Here is a 20211-nt window from a genome sequence, read left to right as displayed (position 1 = left end):
GCGGGGCGAAAACGCGCGAACGAAACCAAGCAGATGCCCATCTCGTCGCGGTCTCCGGGTACGTCGTGCCGCCCTGGCACCCCTCGCCGTCGCCTCCGATCGGGCCTCGCGCTCGCGCTCGTGCTGGGCGCGTCTTCCGCGTCCGCCCAGCCGGCACGCCGGCCGGCCCAGCCCGCCGCGCCGGCCCAGCCCGGCGCAGCGCAGTCCGGCGCAGCGCAGCCCGCCGCACCGGCCCAGCCCGCCGCAGCGCCGCCCGCCGCGCCGGCCCAGCCCGGCGCGACGCCTGCGCAGCCCGGCGCCGCGCCGGCCGGCGCCGAGACGCCCGAACCCCCGGCGGCGCGCCAGCTGCTCCTGCCGCCGGCCGACACGGCCGCTCCCTCCGCGCCGCAGCCGGCCACGCCGGCGGCCTCGGAGGCGCCCGCAGCCGCTGCGGCGGCCGAGCAGCCCGAGCGACAGGCGATCCAGGCGGAGATCGGCGCCCGGCCCAGCGAGGTCTACGCCGAGGACTGGTGGTCTCACGCGCGACCGACGTTCGAGTTCCACGGCTACTACCGGCTCCGCTGGGAGCTCTTCAACAGCTTCGCCCTCGGCCGCATCGACCCCCGCAATCAGGCGCTCTGGCCGCAGCCGGCCGACAACTCCTACAAGGGGAACGTGGTCTCGCTCTGCAACCCGAGCGAGACCACGAGCGGCGGCACCCGCTCGTTCGACTCGTGCAAGAACGACACCCAGGCCGGCGCGAACATGCGGTTCCGCCTCAATCCCGAGCTGCACATCAGCGACAACCTGCGCATCCTCACTCAGGTCGATCTCCTCGACAACGTGGTGCTCGGCTCGACCCCGGACGGCTACGCCAACCAGCCGGCGGCGGGCGGCGGCTACCAGGTCGCCCGCCGGGGCGGCTACTCGCCGCTCGGGGCCTTCTCCAGCACCCAGTGGGCGCCCAGCGCCGGCGTCAACTCGACGAAGGACTCCATCTCCGTCAAGCGGATCTGGGGAGAGTACATGACCCCCGTCGGTCTCCTCCGCTTCGGCCGCATGCCGAACCACTGGGGCCTCGGGATGGTGGCGAACAGCGGTGACGGGTACGACTCAGACTACCAGTCGACCGTCGACCGGCTGATGTTCGTCACGGGCATCAAGAAATACGACATCTACTTCGCCGGCGCGTGGGACTGGGCCAACGAGGGCGCGACGAGCGCGTCGATCCAGGACCTCGAGGGCCAGCCGTACGACCTCGCCCAGTCCGATGACGTCGATCAGTACGTGTTCGTCGCCGTCCGCCGCAAGAATCCCGAGCTCCAGAAGCTCGAGCTCGCCCGCGGCAACATGGTCATGAACGGCGGTGTCTACTTCGCTTACCGGCAGCAGACGCTGGCGAACGACGTCACCGCCGGCGACACCACCACCACCGCCCCGTCCGCGGCGCTCGGCCAGAGCGCCGACAACGTCGCTGCGGGGTACGTGCATCGGGGTGCGGAGATGATCATCCCCGACGTGTGGTTCCAGCTCCTTTACAAGAAGTTCCGCTTCGAGCTCGAGGCGGCGATGATCTACGGATCCCTCGATCTGCGCGGGCAGGACGAGAGCGATTATGCGAACGTCCTCTCGCCGAAGGACACCGGCTGGGGTGTCCGGCAGTTCGGGCTCGCCACGCAGGCCGAGCTCACCGAGATGGAGGGCCGGCTGCGCGTCCACTTCGGCTTCGGGTACGCGACCGGCGACGACGACGCGCCCGCCCTCGAGCCGCGGGGGACGGAGTTCGGGGCCATGGATCCCCAGAACTCGACCGATCGCACGTACTCGACATTCCGCTTCCACCCCGATTACCGGGTCGACCAGATCCTCTTCAGGAACATTCTCTCTCGGGTCCAGGGCGCCTATTATTTCCGCCCTGGCGTCGACTGGGACTTCGCCCGCGACAAGAACGGCCAGCGCGCCGGCCTCGGCGCCGCGGCCATCTGGAGCCGCGCCTCCGAGTTCCTCCAGGCTCCCGGCAACTCCCGGGATCTCGGCATCGAGCTGAACGCGCAGCTGTACTTCCAGTCCAAGGACGGGACGCTCAACGACGACCCCGACAAGATGGGCGGCTTCTACACGGCGGTGCAGTACGGCGTGCTGTTTCCTCTCGGCGGGCTCGGCCAGCTCAGGGGTGATGACGCGGTCCAGAAGATCGATCTCGAGACCGCACAGACGGTGCGCTGGTATCTCGGTATCCTCTTCTGAGCCCGAACCCGCCCGGCGCTCAGCCAGCCTCGCGCGCCGCCGTGTGTCTGGAAATGAGCGCTCGGGGCGGCGAAGCGGCGCGAAACGGCGACGTCGTCGCTCTCGTCATGAGTCCTGCATGAGCCATCCGGGGCCAAACAGCCCTTGATCTCGCGACCGTCCTGGCCAAGGATAGGATTGTCTGGACGCCAGGCGCGTCGCGATACTTCCCTGGTTCACCGAGGAGAGCGGGTGGCGCGAGCCGCCGTTCTCCGGAGGGACGTGATGGTTCGTCGTCTCTTCATTGCGATGTTCTTGGCGGCGTCGATGGTGCTCGGGTCGACCGCCCTGTCCGTCGCCCAGGACGCAGACACGTCCGCTTTCCGCGACATCGCGGTCGGCAAGGACTATCGGCTCCGTGTCGCGGCGGCGCTGTCGCTCAGCAGGTCGAAGAGCCCCGGCGCGCGGCCTGCCCTCGAGAAGGCGCTCAGGGATCCGCACCCGGCGGTGCGCGCGTCGGCCGCGGCGGCGCTCGGCGCGCTGGGCAACCCCGCGGCGGTCCCGGCGCTCAGGGCGGCGCTCAACCTCGAGCCTGCCCCCAACCTGAAGCGCCCGATCGAAGCCGCCATCGAGAAGCTGTCGCGCTCGTCGTCCAAGGCGCGCTTCCTGGTCAGCCTGGGCAAGTTCGAGAACCGCTCCGGCGTGAAGGACGCGAAGCTCGGACCGCAGCTCAAGCAGCAGACGCGCAACCGCGTGGCGCAGTTCGCCGACATCGAGATCGTGGCCGACGGCACGGACCTGGCTGCGGAAGGCAAGAGCCGCAAGCTGCCGGCCTTCACGCTGGACGGCTCGGTCACGCACCTGAGCAAGCGCCATGGGGCGGACGGGGTCGGCTTTGCCGCCAAGGTCGAGTACGTGATCCGCGAGATGCCGAGCCAGACGCTGAAGGGCTCGATGACCGGCTCGGCCCAGGCGCTCGGCGAGGCGAAGCGCGCCCAGGGCTTGAGGGAGCTCGCCCAGCTGCAGAGCGACGCTGTCGCGGGCGCGATCGAGAGCGCGCTCCAGAGGGCGCCGCTCGCCCTCGAGGCCGCCTCCGGCAGCAGCGTCGTCGCCTCCGGCCGCTGACCCGGCGCTCCGGCCTCGCCGGCGTGGGCCGGCGCGCGCCGGCTCGCGCACCGGCCCGGCGCGAGCGGGATCGGACACCGGCCCGGCGCAAACCGGCCCGGCGCGCGCGTCTTCCGCGGCGGGCGCGCGTCGAGCAGGCGGAAGCCGCTCTCCGGTCGTGCTAGACCGCGCGTCCTCCTATGTCCATCGCAACGCCTGCCAGCTCCGACCTGCTCCGCCGCACATTCCTCGAGTTCTTCGCCCAGCGCGGTCACGAGATCGTCCCGAGCGCGCCGCTCGTGCCCCAGAACGATCCGACGCTGATGTTCGTGAACGCGGGCATGGTGCAGTTCAAGGACGTCTTCACGGGCAAGGACAGGCGCCCGTACCAGCGCGCCGCCTCGAGCCAGAAGTGCATCCGGATCAGCGGCAAGCACAACGATCTCGAGAACGTCGGCGTCACCGCGCGCCACCAGACGTTCTTCGAGATGCTCGGCAATTTCAGCTTTGGCGACTACTTCAAGGAAGACGCGATCGCCTTCGCCTGGGAGCTCCTGACGAAGGTCTACGATATCTCGCCGTCGCGGCTCGTTGTCACCATCTACAACGGCGAGGGGGGCTTCCCGGCCGACGACGAGGCCGCGGCGATCTGGCGCAAGGTCACGGGCTTCGGCGACGACCGGATCCTCCGGCTCGGCCTGGCCGACAACTTCTGGACGATGGGTGACGTCGGCCCGTGCGGCCCCTGCTCGGAGATCCACTTCTTCCACGGGAAGGAGCCCGACGTCGCGCGCTTCGGCGAGGAGCCGCGCATCGATGGCACCGGCTGGACCGAGATCTGGAACAACGTGTTCATGCAGTACGAGCGCGCCGAGAAGGACGGCCCGCTCGTGCCCCTGCCGGCGCCGAGCATCGACACCGGCATGGGCCTGGAGCGGCTCGCGAGCGTGCTCCAGGGCGTGACGTCGAACTACGACACGGACCTGCTCCGCGGGCTCGTCGACAAGGCCGCCGAGCTCAGCGGCAAGCCGTACACGGGGGGCAGCGCCGACGACGACGTGTCGATGCGGGTCATCGCGGATCACGCGCGGACAGCCGCGTTCCTGATGGCCGAGGGGGTGATGCCCGAGAAGCAGCGGCGCGAGTACGTGCTCCGCCGGGTGATGCGCCGCGCGATCCGCCACGGGCACCGGCTCGGGATCGAGCGGCCGTTCCTGCACGAGGTCGCGCTCGAGGTGGTCCGCCGGATGGGCGAGACGTACCCGGAGCTCCGCGACCGGCGAGAGCTCATCGCCCGCGTCACCGAGGACGAGGAGGTCCGCTTCCGCTCCACGCTGAAGCGCGGGATGAAGATCCTCGACGAGCGCTTCGACGAGATGCGCTCGTCCGGCGAGCGGACGCTCCCGGCCGCCGCCGCGGCCGATCTCTACACCACCTATGGCTTCCCGCTCGATCTGACCCAGGTCATCTGCGCCGAGTCGAACTTTGGCGTCGACGTCCAGGGGGCCGACGCGATCATCAAGGGCGCCGGCGAGGCGGACGGCCCGATCGATCCGACCGCCGCGGTGGACCCCGCGCACCGCGAGGCCCGCGCCAAGCTCGCGCAGCCGGTGGTGTTCACGGGCTACGAGCACGAGGAGGGCGACAGCGAGATCGTCGCGATCGTCCGGGTCGAGGTCCAGGGCGAAGGCGACCGGGCGCGCAAGGTCCGTGCGCTGGTCGAGCGCGCGGAGGCGGGGGCGACGGTCGAGATCGTCGTGCGCGAGACGCCGTTCTACGCCGAGTCGGGCGGTCAGGTCGGCGACGTCGGCGAGGCGACGGCGGACGGGGCGCGCGTCGAGGTGAAGGACACGCAGAAGCCGCTCGCCGGGCTGGTCGTGCACGAGGGCGTGGTCAGCGAGGGGGCGCTCGCCGTGGGGCAGCGCGTCCACCTGGCGGTGGACCACGCGGCGCGGTCGGCGACGCGGCGCAACCACTCGGCCACGCACGTCCTGCACTGGGCGCTGCGCAAGGTGCTCGGCGAGCACGCGCAGCAGAAGGGCTCGCGGGTCGGCCCGGACGTCCTCCGCTTCGACTTCACGCACAACCGGCCCCTCACCCGCGAGGAGATCTCGCGGATCGAGGATCTGGTGAACGAGAAGGTCCTGACGAACGCGAAGGTGACGACCGAGATCCTGCAGATGGACGAGGCGCGGCGGCGGGGCGCGATGGCGATCTTCGAGGAGAAGTACGGCGACACGGTGCGGATGCTCACGATGACGCCCGAGGTGGTGGAGCTCTGCGGCGGCACACACGCGTGCGCGCTGGGGGACATCGGGCTGTTCAAGATCACGAGCGAGGGCGGCGTGGCCGCGGGTGTGCGGCGGATCCTCGCTTCGACCGGCCTGAACGCGCTCGCGTACGCGCGGGGCGTCGAGGCCGAGCTCGCCCGGGCGCGCCAGGTCGCGAAGGCGCAGGGCGGCGATCTCGCCGAGAAGATCGGGAAGATCGTGGCGCACGAGCGGGAGCTCGAGAAGAAGGTCGCCGAGCTCGAGCGCCGGATCCTGGAGGGGGCGGGCCCCGCGCAGGGCGGCGGCGGCGGTGGCGGCATCGACGCGATGCTGGACGGCGCCCGGGACATCGGCGGGATCAAGGTGCTCGCGCGCCGGGTGCCGGACGGCACCAACCCGGGCGCGCTGCGCGATCTCGCGGAGAAGCTGCGCGACAAGCTCGGCGATCGTTCGGCGGTGCTGCTCGGCGCGGCCGTGGGCGACAAGGCGCAGCTCGCCGTGATGCTCTCGAAGTCGGCCACCGAGCGGCTCAAGGCCGGCGAGCTCATCAAGCCGATCGCCCGCATCGTGGGCGGCTCCGGCGGCGGCCGCCCGGACATGGCGCAGGCCGGCGGGACCGACGTGGCGCAGCTCGACGCGGCGATCGCGGCGCTCTACGCCGAGGTCGAGCGGGCGCTCGCGTCGTAGCGCGCGCTGCCTGCGCCCTGCCGGGGCAGTCGTTCAGGCGTCACGCCACTTGGTGCGGGCGAGCGGGAGCAGCTTCGGGGCTTTCCCGCCCCGCGCGGGGCGCGCCGGCAGCCGCGCTGGCTCGCCCGGCGCGGCCACCCGGGGCCGCGCGCCGCGGGCGTGAGCGCCGATGGTCGCGCGAACGATCGGCGGCAGGAACACGGACTCCAGATCGACGCGCGCGAGCGCGGCCGCGACCGTGGCGATGCGATCCGGCAGCGACGCGTTGGCGTCGACCAGGATGATCCGCCGGCCGAGCACCGTGCAGAGCCCGCCCCGCGGATTGCGCGCGTCCGACAGGTGCGGATCGAACGCTTCCATCCTGACGGCGATGCCGACCTTGTCCGCCGCCAGGGTGAGCTCGTCGAGCAACCGCGAAAGCTCCACCCACCTAGCGTAACCCTCCTGTCCGGCAGATGGCAAAGCGCAAAAGCGCTGTTGCCCGCGCCGCGCCGCGCCACCGCTGGCCGGGCGAGCCGCGGCCGTGACGACCGCGTGACGATCGCGGCGCGCCGTCCGGGAGCGCCCGTCCGCGCCCGGGTACACGCAATTACCTGTCGTTGTGCATGATTACGCGCGGTTACGCATGATTACGCACGGTTACGCACGGTTACGCACGATTGCGCGTGGTCATGTACGGTGAGGCCCGGTCCGTCCGGCGCGCTCCGGTCAATCGCTTCGTCCCTCATCGTATAGCGCTCCTCGGCCGCGCGGTGGTGGTGCGGTCGTGCGGCGATGGGTTGAGTCGAGGGAGAGCCTTCGACTCCTGGACTCCCGGACATCTCGACGCACTCGATACCTCAACAGATCGACGCATCAACTCCGCTTCTCCCTCGGTCTTCTCCCGTGCTCCGGACTGGCCGACATCCGCTCACGAGCCACATCGATGCTCGTCCAGGGGCCCGCGCGCCGTCGACTGCGCGCCGAGCGTTCATCGTTCATCCAGCCTGCCGCTTCCGGCCGCCGCGCGCTCGCCTCGGCGCGGCGCCCGGTCGATCCGGGCATCGCGCCGCCCGCCCCCAGGTTCCGTGCCCTAGAGGTCGGTCAGCGGCTTCTCCTGAGCCGGATCGCGCGTCCCGTTGACCGCCGTTTCCGAGCGTGCTACGAGCAGGCCGTTCCGCGCGTCGTGGTCGAGTGGGAGCGAATGTGCGTTTCCCGGCTGCGGTGGGGTATCCCGCGCGCTTCGTCAGCCACTTTGGACGGGGCGGCCGCGATGGGGACGACGAGGGCGCCCGCCGGGCGGCGCGCCCGAAGGGCGAACAAAGATGACGTTCACGGATGCAGCCGCCGAGGTGCTTCGCCTCATCGGTAGACCGCTTCACTATAAAGAGATTACCGATATCGCGATCGAGAAGAACCTCCTTAGCCACGTTGGAAAGAGCCCAGAGGTGACGATGGGCGCCCGCCTGGCGGCGACGTTGAAGAAGGACACGGCGGACAACCCCCTGGTGCGCGTGAAGCCGGGCGTGTTCGCGCTGCGCGAGTGGGACGAGAAGACCATCAAGTCCGGGCTCGACGGCAAGAAGGCGAAGCGCGGCGGAAAGCCCGAGGCGGCCAAGGCGCGCAAGGACGAGGAGCAGCCGACCCTGTTCGACGCGGGCGCCGACGACGACGCGGTGGAGGAGAGCGATCTTGGCGCTCCCGCGGAGCTCGAGGCGGAGAGCGGCGCGGTCGAGGTCGAGGGCGGAGCCGCAGCCGCGGCGGCGCAGGCCGCGCCTGCGATCGACGATGAGGACGAGGACGACGAGAAGGTCGCGGCCGGCGCGACGAGCGCGGCCGGGCTGAACGGCGTGGAGATCGCGGCAGCGCGCGAGCCCGTGCCGCCGCCGACGCCGTCGTCCCCGCGCGCCGCGAGCACGTACATTGACGAGGAAGAGGGCGAGCTCGACGACGCGGAGCCGCCGGGCCCGGACGAGGCGATGCGGGCCGAGGCCGTCGCCGGCGCCGCGGAGCTCTTCGACGAAGAGGACGACGACGATCAGCCGATCCTCGGCGGCGACGACCGCGCGACGCCCGGCTCGTCGGGCGAGCAGGGCGAGGGCCGTCGCCGCCGCCGCCGTCGCCGCCGCGGCCGCGGGACCGCGGAGGCCAACCCGAGCACCGGTGGGCTGCCTTCCTACGTCGCGACGCCGGTGTTCGAGGCGCGGCGCGAGAACGGCCGCGAGCCGCCGCGCTCCGACCGGACCGAGCGCTTCGATCGTCCCGACCGGGGCACCGACCGGGGCGAGCGCACCGACCGGGTCGAGCGCACCGACCGGGTCGAGCGCACCGACCGGGCCGAGCGCATCGATCGAGCGGACCGCCCCGACAGCTTCGGCGCCGAGCCCGTCTACCGCGGTCCGCAGGTCATCGAGCTCACGGGCGGCGAAGGGCACGCGCTCGACGACCTCGCCGGCCGTGATCTCGCCGATGCGGTCGCCGGTATCCTCTCGACCTTCGATCGGAACGCGGGCGCGGTCTCGCTCCGGCAGATCGCCGAGACGGCGCAGCGCCGCGGCCGCCTCGCCGGCGACGTGCAGCTCGTGCAGTCCCAGGTCGCGGCCGCCGTGCGCGCCGACAACGCGCGCCGCACCGCCGCGGGGCAGCGGCCCCGCTTCCGCTTCGCCGGCGGCAGGATCGCGCTGACGGACTGGCTGCTGCCGGGCGACCTGGCGCGGCTGGAGCAGGAGGCGCTCGCCGCGGTGGAGCGCTACCGCGACGCCGCGCGGCGCGCCTTCGTGCGCAAGCTCTCCGAGCTCCCGGGCCATGCCTTCGTCGAGATCTGCGTCCTCGCCCTCGAGCGCATCGGCATCGGCCAGCTGCGCGCGGTGCGCCGCGCCGGGGCGCCGGGCGGCGAGAGCCACTTCTCCGGCGCGCTCCGCACGGCGGGTGACGAGATCAAGATCGCGCTGGTCATCCGGCGGGACGGCCGCGAGGTCGGCCGCGAGCGGGTCACCGAGCTGCGCGGCTCGCTCCACCACTACGGCCCCGCGACCGCCGGCTGGATCCTGACCGCTGGTCAGATGCTCTCCGGCGCGCGCGAAGAGGCCGCGATCGTGGGGACCGCGCCCATCTCCCTCTTCGATGGGCTCGCGGTGGCTCGCCTCTGCGAGGACAACGACGTCGCCGTCCTCCGCGCCCGCCTTCCGGTCGCGATCCCCGACGTCGATCTGCTCGAGGCGCTCCGGGCGTCCTGATCCCGCTCGCGCGCGTCCGGCCGGGGGCTCGCCCCGGGCCGGACGCGCGGCTCTCCCGCCGCCGTCTCCTGGGCCCTCGGCCCTCCCTCGACAACGCTCCTCCACGGTCATGCCCCTCGCGCCGCTCCGGCGGAGGATGGGCTCGGCGCCGCTTCCGCGGTTGACGGGCTCGGCGATCCTTGCCAGCGTCCGCGCCCATGCGCCATCGCGCGATCGCCTGGGCCGCGTCCCTCGCCGTGCTCGTGACCGGCTGTGCCTCCGTGGATCCGCCCGCGTCCCGGTTCCCGACCGCCGACGCGGCGCTCGACCGGATGAAGGCCTCCTATGCCTGCGTGAACGGCGTCCAGGGCACCGCCAAGGTCGACCATTTCTCGCGCCAGGGGCGGCTCCGCGGGGACATGTACATCCTCGCGGTCAATCCGGATCGGGTGCGCTTCGACGTGGTGAGCCCGTTCGGCGCGACGCTCTTCACGCTCACGTCGAATGGCACCCAGTTCCAGATGCTCGATGTCGGGGAGAAGCAGCTCCTGCACGGGCCCGCGAGCGCGTGCAACCTGGCGCGGCTCACCCGGGTGCCCATCCCCGGGCACGCCCTCGTCTCGCTGCTCCGCGGCGAGGCGCCGGTGCTCGCTCACGAGCCGCGCGGCGCCTCGATCGCCTGGGACGGCGACGGGTTCTACCGTGTGCTGATCCAGGGCTCCCGCGACGCTGTGGAGGAGATCCACCTCGAGCCGCACCCCCGCGACTTTCTCGCGCCGTGGAGCCAGCAGCGCCTGCGCGTCCGCGAGGTCCGTGTCGCCCAGCGCGGGACAGACCTCTATCACGTGGAGCTGAGCCATCACGAGGCCATCCGCACCGCGCCGCCGCGCGTCGATCCGGAGGGGATCGACGATCCGATCCCGCCGAGCGGCGGCGCCTGCCTGGCCGAGATCCCCCGCTCGATCCGCATGCGGGTGCCCAACACCGAGGACGACGTGATCTTTCAGTACAAGGAGGCGAAGTGGAATCCGCCCCTCATCTCGGGGGCGTTCACGCAGCCGGTCCCGGGCGGCGTCGTCCGCCGTCATGTCGACTGCCAGGACTAAGGTGCTCTGAGCAGGCGCGCTCAGGCGGCTCCTGAAAGGACAAAGGCCATCACGGCTGGCGCCCGCCGGCGTACGGCAGCGCTCGCCTGATGGCGTGGACGCCGCTCGCTCGAACGTCTAGACAGACGCAATCCACCTCGCCGTGGCGGGAGGAGTCGGCGATGGACGCTGAGCCGGGAACGATCGTCGGCGACAAATACCGCCTGGAGGGGCCGCTCTCGCGGGGCGGGATGGGCTCGGTGTGGCTGGCCCGGCACCTCCAGCTGGGGGCGCCGGCGGCGATCAAGTTCATGGATCCGGAGCACGCGGCCTCGCCGGAGTTCCGCGCGCGCTTCTACCGCGAGGCGCGGACCGCGGCGAACCTCGGTAGCCCGCACGTCGTGAGCGTGCAGGACTACGGGATCTGGGGGGCTGTCCCGTACCTCGTCATGGAGCTGCTCCGGGGCGAGGATCTCAGCCGTCGCCTGAGGCGCGTCCGCCGCCTCTCCCTCGCCGAGGCGGCGCGCATCGCGATCCAGACCGGCAAGGCGCTGCGTCGCGCGCACGAGTCCGGGCTCGTCCACCGCGATCTCAAGCCTGGCAACCTGTTCCTCTCGCGCGTCGACGAGGACGAGGAGATCGTCAAGATCCTCGACTTCGGCATCGCCAAGCAGCTCACCGGCAAGCTCCTCACCGACGAGACCACGAGGACCGGCGAGCTCCTGGGCTCGCCGTTCTACATGAGCCCGGAGCAGGCGCGCGGCGACAGGAACCTCGACGCGCGGAGCGACCTGTGGTCGCTCGGGGTGATCCTCTTCCGCGCGGTCACGGGCAAGCTCCCGTTCGAGGGCGACGTGCTCGGCGCGGTCCTGTCGCGCATCCTCTGCGAGCCGATCCCGCTCGCGACGCACCTCGCGCCCGACGTGCCGGGCGATCTCGACGTCTTCTTCCTGCGCGCCCTCTCGCGCGACAGAGCCCAGCGGTTCCAGTCGGCGCAGGAGATGGTGCACGCCTTCGTCGTCGCGATGGGCGATCCGGGCATCCCGCTGCCCGTGCCCTCGGCGCCGGCGCCGGCGCCCGTGACGTTGCGGCCGGCGCCTGTGACGTCGCGCACGGGGACGCTGCTCGGGCTGTCTCCGGGCGGCACCGGCGACTTGGAGCGCTCGGGGGAGCTCGCCCCGCTCTCCCGACCCGGGGACCAGGGCCCGCGCCCGCGGCAGGACACGCTCGCCTCGCTGGCCGATCCGTCCCAGCCCGGCACGCTGACCGCGGCAGCGGCCGGCGAGGTGCACGTGGACCGAAGGCCTCACGCGAGCGCGACGCTCCGCTGGCTCGTGGCGTGCGGCGCGCTGTCCGCGATCAGCGCGACGGTCGCGGTCACGGCGCTGCGGCCCGTCGGCGTGGAGGGCGCCGCGCCCTACCACGTGGCCGCGCCGATCGAGCCCGAGAGCGTGAGCTCGGCTGCGCCGACGCTGCGGGTGGTCCGCGCATCGACCCCTGTGGTGGCACGCTTGCCCCTGGCCGAGGACGTGCCCGCCGCGGACGCCGCGCGGCGGGCGGCCACGGCGGAGCCGACGGCGTCCGCCGAGCGAAAGGCCCCGCGGGCTCCGTCGGCCCCGCGCCGGAGCCCGCGCCGGTCGCGCGAGATCATCGATCCCTGGCAGCGAAGGTAGCGCGCGGTCGCGCCGGTCCGACGAAGCCGGCTACGCGAGCGCGTCGCGGATGCGGCGCGGCGCGTCCGTGATGAGCCCGTCGACGCCGAGCGCCGCGAGGTCCTGCGCTTCCCGCGGGTCGTTCACGGTCCACACGTTGATCACGCGGCCCTGCCGCTTCAGGAGCGCGATGCGCTCGGGGGACGCGATCGTCCGCTCGATGTGCGCGGCGAGCGCACCGAGCGCCGGCGCGAGGCGCACGGCCGCGTCGTGGTAGCGGCTCCGGTGCACGAGGAGCGCGCGCGGGACGGCCGGCACCAGGGCGCCGAGGGAGGCGATCATGACCGGATCGAACGACGAGACGAGCAAGGCGTGGCGCGGATCCCAGGCGCGCACGAGCCGCGCGGTCGCGAGCACGACGGCGGTGCGATCGGGCACGTCCCGCTTCATCTCGATGTTGACGGCGAGCCGCCGGCCGCGCGCGAACGCGAGCACCTCGGACAGGAGCGGCACCCGGTCGCCGCGGAGGTCGACCCGCCGGAGCTCGTCCCAGGGGAGCGCCGCGGCGGCGCGCGGGTCCGCGCCCTCGGTCACCCGCGCGAGGTCCGGGTCGTGCAGCGCCACGAGCTCGCCCGAGCCGCACACCCGCACGTCGAGCTCGATCCCGTCGGCCCCTTGCGCCGCGGCTTCCTCGAAGGCGGCGAGGGTGTTCTCCGCGGGGGCGCCCTCGCCGCGCACGCCCCGGTGCCCGAAGAGGAGCGGCGCGCGCGTGGCCCGCGCGCGTGATGACGCTGCCCGCCCCCCCTCGCGCGCGCTCCTGCGGAAGCGCTGCTCGGCCCAGGTCACCGCGCGGGCTCCCCGTCGAGCTCCTCGGCGACGGCGCGGGCCGCCTCGCGCGCGCGCTCGAGCGCGGAGAGCGGGAAGGACGCCGCGCCGACCGCCGGGTGCCCGCCCCCCTCGTAGCGCCGGCAGATGGGGGCGATGTCGCGATCGCGGGGGACGCCGCACCACGGGTTGTAGCCGACCGAGAGCTTGTAGTGCTGCTTCTGCCGGGAGAGCGTGACCGAGTACACGCAGTCCGGGTACATCGCGTACGTCATGAACTTGCCGACCGCCTCGAGCGGCGCGTCGGAGAGGTCGACGAGCACCACGCGGCCGAGCTTCCGCGCGCCGCGCTCGATGCGCGTGACGAACGTCTGCCGCGAGACGGAGAGGGGACGCCAGAGATCCTGGATGTCCGCCTCGCGCGCCACCTCGCTCACGGGCCGCTCGACGAGCCGGGGCACCACGGAGGCGAGGAACGGCCCGTCCCCGTGGTGCTCCACCACGGAGGCGAGCTGCATGATCGGCTCCTCCCGGCTCACGGCGGCCTCGGCCGAGGGGAAGCGCGCGGTGTCGATGAGGTCGGCCCACCGGATGAGCTCATCGGCGCCGGACATCTCGACGCCGAAGTGATCGCGCGCGACGTCCGCGATGAGCTTCGTGCACGAGCCGTAGGCGGCGTCGTAGAAGACCTGAGGCGCGTCGCCCGCGACCTTCGCGCGCGACGCGCCGGCGAGCGCCGCGTCGCGCTCCTCGTCCGAGCCGAACCCCGTGACGTGGTGGTCGAAGTACCACGTCAGCTTCTTCGTCGGCGTGTAGCGGAAGTCGAGGATCGCGTTCTCGTCGCCGTCGAGCCACGAAGGCGGGATCATCGTCATGCCCGGGCCGTACCCGCAGGAGCGGTACCGCAGCGCGAGCGGCTCGCCGGGGCGGAGCGCCTGAATCAGGCGGGTGAACAGCGCCGCGCTCGCCATGCCGTCGAAGCAGTGACCATGCGTCGCGACGACGATGTCCCTGGGTTTCATCGGGCGAGTGGGTAGCACGACCCACGGCCGGCCGCTCGCAGGCCGAGCGCGGCGCGGCGGTTCTGGTAGGCTCCGCGCGGTGCGGCGCGCTCTCGCTCTCGTCGAACTGCATCCGTTCGGGCCGGCGCGCCGCCTGCTCGCTACGTCGCTCGCGCTCGCCGTGTCGGCGTGCGGCGGAGGCCGCGCCGAGGTCCTGCGCCCCAGCCCGCCGCCTCCGCCGGCCTCCTCCCCCCCGCCCGACGTGCCGCGGAACCCGCCGCCTCCGCGCGACGCGCCCGAGCTGGACCCGGAGGCGTCGCGCCTGTTCCTGAGCCGCGCGGCAGAGCAGCGGCCCGCTGCGAGCGCGCCGGTGCCGCGCGTGACGGCGCTCGCGCTCGCCAACACCGCGCGCGGGGAGGCGAGGGGCATGGCGCCCCTCGGCGACGTCGTGTCGCTCGCGATCGCGGAGGGGGAGAGCGCCGCGATCCCCGTGCGCGTCCCGCGCGGTGTTGACGAGTGCGCGGTGTTCATCGCGCAGGGCGGGCTCGGCGTGATCGAGGTCGATCTCTTCGTCACGAAGGGCGCGCCGCCCGCGCTCGAGATCGTCGCCCAGGACGCGGACCGCGGGCCGGTCGCGGTGATCGGCGGCCGGGGAGCGTGCCTCCCGGCGCCCGGCGCCGCGCCGCTCGCCGTGGAGCTCCACGCGCAGGTGCGGCGCGGCGCGGGCGTCGTGCTCGTCCAGGGCTTCCGGGGCGCGCGCCCGGCCCCGCCGCCCGGCGCCGCGCCGCCCGGCGCGACCCCGCCTGACACGGCGCCGCCGAGCGCCGCGCCGCCTGGCGCTCCGCGCCGCGTGCCGCCCCGGTAGCGCGGCGACCGCGCCGGGCGCGGGCGGCCGCGCGCTCCTCGTGTCGCGGTCCTCATTTCGCGCAACTCGTCCCGGGCGTCGGTCGACACGCCGCGTATGGCGTCGATCGAGATCCAGCCCGCAGATCCCTCCTACCCCGCGCAGCTCTGGGCCCTCGTGACGGAGACCGAGGCCGCGCCGCCGACGCTCTACCTTCGCGGCGCGCTCCCGGCGTGCCCGGGCGTCGCGATCGTCGGGACGCGCGCCGCGAGCGACGAGGCGCTCCGGTTTACCCGCGCGCTCGCCGCGGCGCTCGGCGAGGCGGGCTTCTCGATCTGGTCGGGCGGCGCGCGCGGCGTCGACGCGGCCGCGCACGAGGGCGCGCTCGACGCGCGCGCGCCGACGGTCGTCGTCGGCGGCGGAGGCCACGCGCACCCGTACCCGCGCGAGCACGCGGCGCTGTTCGCGCGCGTCCTCGCCGCGGGCGGCGCGCTGCTCGCGCGCGTCCCCGACGACACGCCGCCGCTGCCGGCGCTGTTCCTCCAGCGCAACGCGGTCCTCGCCGCGCTCACGCTCGCGACCGTCGTGGTCGAGGCGGGGGTCGAGAGCGGCGCCCGCTCCGCCGCCGCGGCGGCCCGCCGCCTCGGCCGCCACCTCTGCGTCGTCCCCCACGCCCCGTGGAGCCCGCGCGGCGTGGGCTGCGCGCTGGAGCTCGTCTCCGGCGCGCGCCCCATCACGCGCGCGGCCGACGTCATCGACGTCCTCGGGGGGCAGGCGCCGCCGCCCCGCCGGCGGGCGCGGCGCTCGGCGCGCAACAGGCCGGCCGGCGGGGGCACGCTCCCGCTTCCGGAGGCCGCCTTCGGGGCGCGGACGGGCGTTTTGCCCGAGGAAAATGGGCCACCTCCGTCGATGAGCGCGGCCGAACGCGCGGTCCTCAACGCCCTGGACGCCCGGCCGGCGCACGTGGATGAGGTCTGCGAGAGGACGGGGCTTCCGCCCAGACGCGCCGTGGAGGCACTCTTGACGTTGACGCTCCACGCCGTAGTAGTAGAGGGGCCCGCCGGGTTGTTTCGGCGGGCTCTTCGTTGAAGGGGCGCGCCGGCTCACCCTGCCCAGTGCGGTTTCGGGTGGCCGCCTCCTCGCGGGGGGGCCTCCCTCGCACCGAAGGGCGCCCTTCAATCCTCACAAGCCCGATCTCGTTGCTCAGAAGGTGGTGATGGCCAAGACGCTCGTCATCGTGGAGTCGCCGGCGAAGGCGAAGACCATCAAGAAATATCTCGGCAACGGGTACGAGGTGTTCGCCTCGAAGGGGCACGTCAAAGACCTGCCCAAGAAGCAGAACGCCGTCGACGTGCAGAACGATTTTGCCGAGACCTACGAGGTCATCGAGGGCAAGGAGAAGGTCCTGGAGGAGCTGAAGTCCGCCGCGAAGAAGGCGGACGAGGTGCTCCTGGCGACCGACCCCGATCGCGAAGGGGAGGCGATCGCGTTCCACATCTCGGAGGAGATCAAGAACCCGAAGCTGAAGGTGGCGCGGGTCGAGTTCCACGAGATCACGAAGAAGGGGGTCGACCACGGCGTCCACAACCCCCGCAAGCTCGACGAGAACCTGTACGACGCGCAGCGGGCGCGGCGCGTGCTCGACCGCATCGTCGGCTACGACGTCTCGGCGCTCGTGTGGTCGAAGCTCGCGTTCGGCCTCTCGGCGGGGCGGGTGCAGTCGGTCGCGCTGCGGCTCATCGTGGACCGCGAGCGCGAGGTCGAGGCGTTCGTCCCGGAGGAGTACTGGAACATCGCGGTCGGCCTCGGCGCGGCGAGCCCGCCGCAGCGCGCCCCGTTCGTCGCGAAGCTCGCCTCCGCCGACGGCAAGAAGCTCGAGGTGACGAACGGCGAGGTCGCCGGGAAGGTGCGCGCCGATCTCGAGACCGCCCGCTACAAGGTGGCGAAGGTCGTGCGGCGCGAGCAGAAGCGCAACCCGCCCGCGCCGTACACCACCTCGAAGCTCCAGCAGGACGCGACGAACTACCTGCACTTCGGCGCCAAGCGGACGATGCAGATCGCCCAGGCGCTCTACGAGGGCATCGACCTCAAGCGCGACGGCGGCCCGGTCGGCCTCATCACGTACATGCGTACCGACTCGACGCGCGTCAGCGACGACGCGATCGCCGAGGTGCGCGGCGTGGTCGCGAAGCGGTACGGCAAGGAGTTCGTCCCCGAGCGCCCGAACGTCTACAAGTCGAAGAAGAACGCGCAGGACGCGCACGAGGCGATCCGACCGACGAGCGTCGAGATCCACCCGGACTCGATCAAGAAGCACCTCAAGGACGAGCAGTACAAGCTGTACAAGCTCATCTGGAACCGCTTCGTCGCCTCGCAGATGACGCCGGCGGTGTACGACCGCACGACAGTCGAGATCGACGTCGCGCCGACGGTCGCGGCGCCCGCGTACCGGAGCTACCTCGCCCGGGCGACCGGGCGGATCCTCAAGTTCGCCGGCTGGCTGCAGGTGACCGAGGGCCAGCAGGAGTTCGCCGGCGAGGAGGAGAGCGCAGGCGCAGCCGCGGAGGGCGGCGCCGCCGCGCCGGCGCCCGAGGCGACCGCCGCCGAGGCGGAGCGCGCGGCGCCGGGGCCGTCGGCCGAGGAGGACTCGGAGGCGCTCCTGCCCGACATGAAGGAGGGCGAGGCGCTCTCCGTGTCGCCCCCGGGCGTCATCACCGACCAGAAGTTCACGCAGCCGCCGCCCCGCTACAACGAGGGCTCGCTCGTGCGCGAGCTGGAGAAGCGCGGCATCGGCCGCCCGTCGACGTACGCCGAGATCATCAGCAAGGTGCAGCAGCGCGCGTACGTCGAGAAGCGGGACGGCGGCGCGTTCCAGCCGACGCTCCTCGGGAAGTTCGTGGTCGACGGCCTCGTCCGGTCGAACCTCGACATCATGGACCCGAACTTCACGGCGCAGATGGAGGAGGAGCTCGACGCCGTCGGCGCCGGCAACCTGAAGCGCGAGCAGCTGCTCAAGACCTTCTACAAGAAGTTCAGGGAGCAGCTCGACAAGTCGAAGAAGCTCGCGCCGTGGAAGCCCGAGGCAGAGAAGACCGACATCGTCTGCGACGAGTGCGGGTCGATGATGCTCAAGAAGTGGGGCAAGAACGGCTGGTTCTTGAGCTGCGAGCGCTACCCGAAGTGCAAGGCGACGCGCGACCTGTCCGACGCGCGGGGGACCGCCGCCGTCCGCGAGACCGACATCTCGTGCGACAAGTGCGGGAAGCCGATGATCATCAAGACGGGCCGCTTCGGCGACTTCCTGTCGTGCACGGGGTACCCGGCCTGCAAGAACACGCGCCCGGTTCCGCTCGGCGTCGCGTGCCCGAGCTGCGGCGGCGATCTCATCGAGATCCGGCCGCGCAAGAAGGGCGGGCGCACCTTCTACGGCTGCTCCAACTGGAACGCCGAGCAGAAGTGCGAGTTCAAGCTCTGGCAGAAGCCGGTGCCGGTCCCGTGCCCGCAGTGCGGCGCGAAGTTCGTCACCCGCACCGGCGGCAAGAAGGCGATGCTCGTCTGCGCGACGAAGGACTGCGGCTTCAAGCAGGAGATCGTCGAGGGGGAAGGGGAGGACGGCGCCGCCGACGGCGCCGCCACCCCGGACGCCGCGGCGGCCGTCGCGAGCGCCGCCCCGGCGCCGGCCGCCCGGCCCGCGCCGGCGGAGCCCACGCCAGCCGGCCGGCCCGAGGCCGCGCCGCACGGCGCTGGCGCGGCCCAGGGGGCCGCCGAAAAGCCCGCGCGGGCCGTGCGCGCCCGCCGCACGGCGAGCTAAGAAGCCCGCGAGACCCCCCACCCTGGTGAGCTGTATGAACGGAGCGGAGAGCCCGCACGACGTCGTCGTCGTCGGAGGCGGCCTGGCCGGTTGCGAGGCGGCGTACCAGCTCGCGCAGCGCGGGCTGCGCGTGCGCCTCGTCGAGATGAAGCCTCACAAGCGCACGCCCGCGCAGACGAGCGATCGGATGGCCGAGCTCGTGTGCTCGAACTCGCTGCGCGGCGCCGCGCTGAGCAACGCGGTGGGGCTCCTCAAGGAGGAGCTCCGGCGCGTGGGCTCGCTCGCCTTGCGGTGCGCCGACGAGACCTCGGTGCCGGCCGGTGGCGCGCTGGCGGTCGACCGCGAGCGGTTCGCCGAGGCGATGACGCGGGCGATCGAGGCCCACCCCCGGATCACCGTCGAGCACCGGGAGGTGACCGAGATCCCCGCCGAGCGGCCCGTGATCCTCGCCACGGGGCCGCTCACCTCCGACGCCCTCGCGGCGAGCCTCGCCGCGGCCGTCGGCGCCGAGCACCTCGCCTACTACGACGCGATCGCGCCGATCGTCAGCGCCGACTCGATCGACTGGTCGCGCGTGTGGAAGCAGTCGCGCTACGGCAAGGGGGGCGCGGTCCGCGGCGACCGGGCCGCGCAGCGGGAGCAAACCGCGCAGCCGGAGCCGGCCGCGCCGCCGGAGGACGCGGCCGAGCGCCGCGACGACGCCGAGGCCGGCGACGAGGCGTACGTGAACTGCCCCTTCGACGAGGCGCAATACAAGGCGTTCGTCCAGGCCCTCGTCGCGTCGGAAAAGGTGGAGGCCCGCGCCTTCGAGGAGGTGCGTTACTTCGAGGGGTGCCTGCCCTGCGAGGTGATGGCGGCGCGCGGCGAGCAGACGCTCGCGTTCGGGCCGATGAAGCCGGTGGGGCTCACCGATCCGCGCACCGGCCGGCGCCCCTACGCGGTGCTCCAGCTGCGCCCGGAGGACGAGGCGGCGACGGCGTACAACCTGGTCGGCTTCCAGACGCGCATGAAGTACGCCGAGCAGCTGCGGGTGTTCCGGATGGTGCCCGGCCTCGAGGAGGCCGAGTTCCTCCGCACGGGCTCCGTGCACCGCAACACCTTCGTCGACGCTCCGGCGCTCCTCGGCCCCGCGATGGAGCTCCGCGCGCTGCCGGGCGTGCACCTGGCCGGCCAGATCGCGGGCGTCGAGGGCTACGTGGAGAGCGCCGCTGCGGGGTTCGTGTGCGCGATCCTCCTCGCGCAGCAGCTGCGGAACGAGCCGCTCCGGCCGCCGCCGCCCACGACGGCGCTCGGCGGCATTCTCACGCACCTCGGCCGGAAGCAGCCCACGTATCAGCCGTCCAACATCACCTGGGCGCACATCGCGCCGCTCGAGCCAGCGCACGGCAAGCTGCGCAAGCGCGCCCGCTACGAGGTGATGGCCGAGCGCGCCCTCCGCGACCTCGACGCGTGGTGGGCCGCGGGCTGACGGCGGCTCGCCGCGCCCGCGCCCGCGCCCGCGCGGCGGGCGGCGCGCCAATCGTGCGCAGGCTG

Annotated in this window: 13 protein-coding genes; 10 read left to right on the top strand and 3 right to left on the bottom strand. The window is 73.0% G+C overall.

Annotated features, from left to right (window positions below; genetic code table 11):
- Positions 1–120 precede the first annotated feature (120 nt).
- The 3 genes from WME97_RS27805 to alaS all read left to right on the top strand — a co-directional run bounded on the left by WME97_RS27805 (position 121) and on the right by alaS (position 6266).
- The gene (locus tag WME97_RS27805; protein ID WP_437541680.1) at positions 121–2226 is read left to right on the top strand and encodes a TIGR04551 family protein; all 2106 of its coding nucleotides are present in this window, start codon (positions 121–123) and stop codon (positions 2224–2226) included.
- Between the two features lie 264 nt (positions 2227–2490).
- Positions 2491–3330, top strand: coding sequence for a HEAT repeat domain-containing protein (locus WME97_RS27800; protein WP_437541678.1), 840 nt, complete (start codon positions 2491–2493; stop codon positions 3328–3330).
- Between the two features lie 179 nt (positions 3331–3509).
- On the top strand, positions 3510–6266 hold the full coding sequence (gene alaS / locus WME97_RS27795; protein WP_437541676.1) for an alanine--tRNA ligase: 2757 nt from the start codon (positions 3510–3512) through the stop codon (positions 6264–6266).
- Positions 6267–6299: 33 nt separating this feature from the next.
- Here the strand turns inward: alaS and WME97_RS27790 are convergent, their stop codons facing one another.
- A complete protein-coding gene (locus WME97_RS27790) occupies positions 6300–6692 on the bottom strand; it encodes a hypothetical protein (RefSeq protein ID WP_437541673.1) in 393 nt (130 codons plus the stop codon).
- Between the two features lie 878 nt (positions 6693–7570).
- Between WME97_RS27790 and WME97_RS27785 the strand changes: the two genes are divergently transcribed.
- The 3 genes from WME97_RS27785 to WME97_RS27775 all read left to right on the top strand — a co-directional run bounded on the left by WME97_RS27785 (position 7571) and on the right by WME97_RS27775 (position 12218).
- Positions 7571–9481: an HTH domain-containing protein gene (locus tag WME97_RS27785; RefSeq protein ID WP_437541671.1), complete on the top strand. Its 1911-nt coding sequence runs from the start codon at positions 7571–7573 to the stop codon at positions 9479–9481.
- A 197-nt stretch (positions 9482–9678) separates the two neighbouring features.
- Entirely contained in the window at positions 9679–10566 is an 888-nt protein-coding gene (locus WME97_RS27780) for a LolA family protein (RefSeq protein WP_437541669.1), read from the top strand.
- 161 nt (positions 10567–10727) lie between these two features.
- Positions 10728–12218, top strand: coding sequence for a serine/threonine-protein kinase (locus WME97_RS27775; RefSeq protein ID WP_437541666.1), 1491 nt, complete (start codon positions 10728–10730; stop codon positions 12216–12218).
- 30 nt (positions 12219–12248) lie between these two features.
- Here the strand turns inward: WME97_RS27775 and WME97_RS27770 are convergent, their stop codons facing one another.
- Complete coding sequence (locus WME97_RS27770) at positions 12249–13043, bottom strand: glycerophosphodiester phosphodiesterase (RefSeq protein WP_437541663.1); 795 nt, start codon at positions 13041–13043, stop codon at positions 12249–12251.
- Complete coding sequence (locus tag WME97_RS27765) at positions 13040–14044, bottom strand: hypothetical protein (protein WP_437541660.1); 1005 nt, start codon at positions 14042–14044, stop codon at positions 13040–13042. The genes WME97_RS27770 and WME97_RS27765 overlap by 4 nt, the downstream gene beginning before the upstream one ends.
- Before the next feature lie 79 nt (positions 14045–14123).
- Between WME97_RS27765 and WME97_RS27760 the strand changes: the two genes are divergently transcribed.
- The 4 genes from WME97_RS27760 (at position 14124) to trmFO (ending at position 20146) form a co-directional block, all read left to right on the top strand.
- Positions 14124–14888 (top strand): hypothetical protein, encoded by a 765-nt coding sequence (locus tag WME97_RS27760; protein WP_437541657.1) that lies wholly within the window; start codon positions 14124–14126, stop codon positions 14886–14888.
- Between the two features lie 96 nt (positions 14889–14984).
- Positions 14985–15956, top strand: a complete 972-nt coding sequence (locus WME97_RS27755; protein ID WP_437541655.1) for a DNA-processing protein DprA — start codon at positions 14985–14987, stop codon at positions 15954–15956.
- A 127-nt stretch (positions 15957–16083) separates the two neighbouring features.
- Positions 16084–18678 carry a type I DNA topoisomerase gene (gene topA, locus WME97_RS27750; RefSeq protein ID WP_437541653.1) on the top strand — a complete coding sequence of 865 codons (2595 nt, stop codon included), beginning with the start codon at positions 16084–16086 and terminating at the stop codon, positions 18676–18678.
- Between the two features lie 34 nt (positions 18679–18712).
- Positions 18713–20146: a methylenetetrahydrofolate--tRNA-(uracil(54)-C(5))-methyltransferase (FADH(2)-oxidizing) TrmFO gene (gene trmFO, locus WME97_RS27745; protein WP_437541652.1), complete on the top strand. Its 1434-nt coding sequence runs from the start codon at positions 18713–18715 to the stop codon at positions 20144–20146.
- Positions 20147–20211 lie beyond the last annotated feature (65 nt).

This window comes from Sorangium sp. So ce367 (assembly GCF_051520455.1).
Lineage (GTDB): Bacteria > Myxococcota_A > Polyangia > Polyangiales > Polyangiaceae > Sorangium > Sorangium cellulosum_B.
This window is presented reverse-complemented; position numbering and strand designations above follow the sequence as displayed.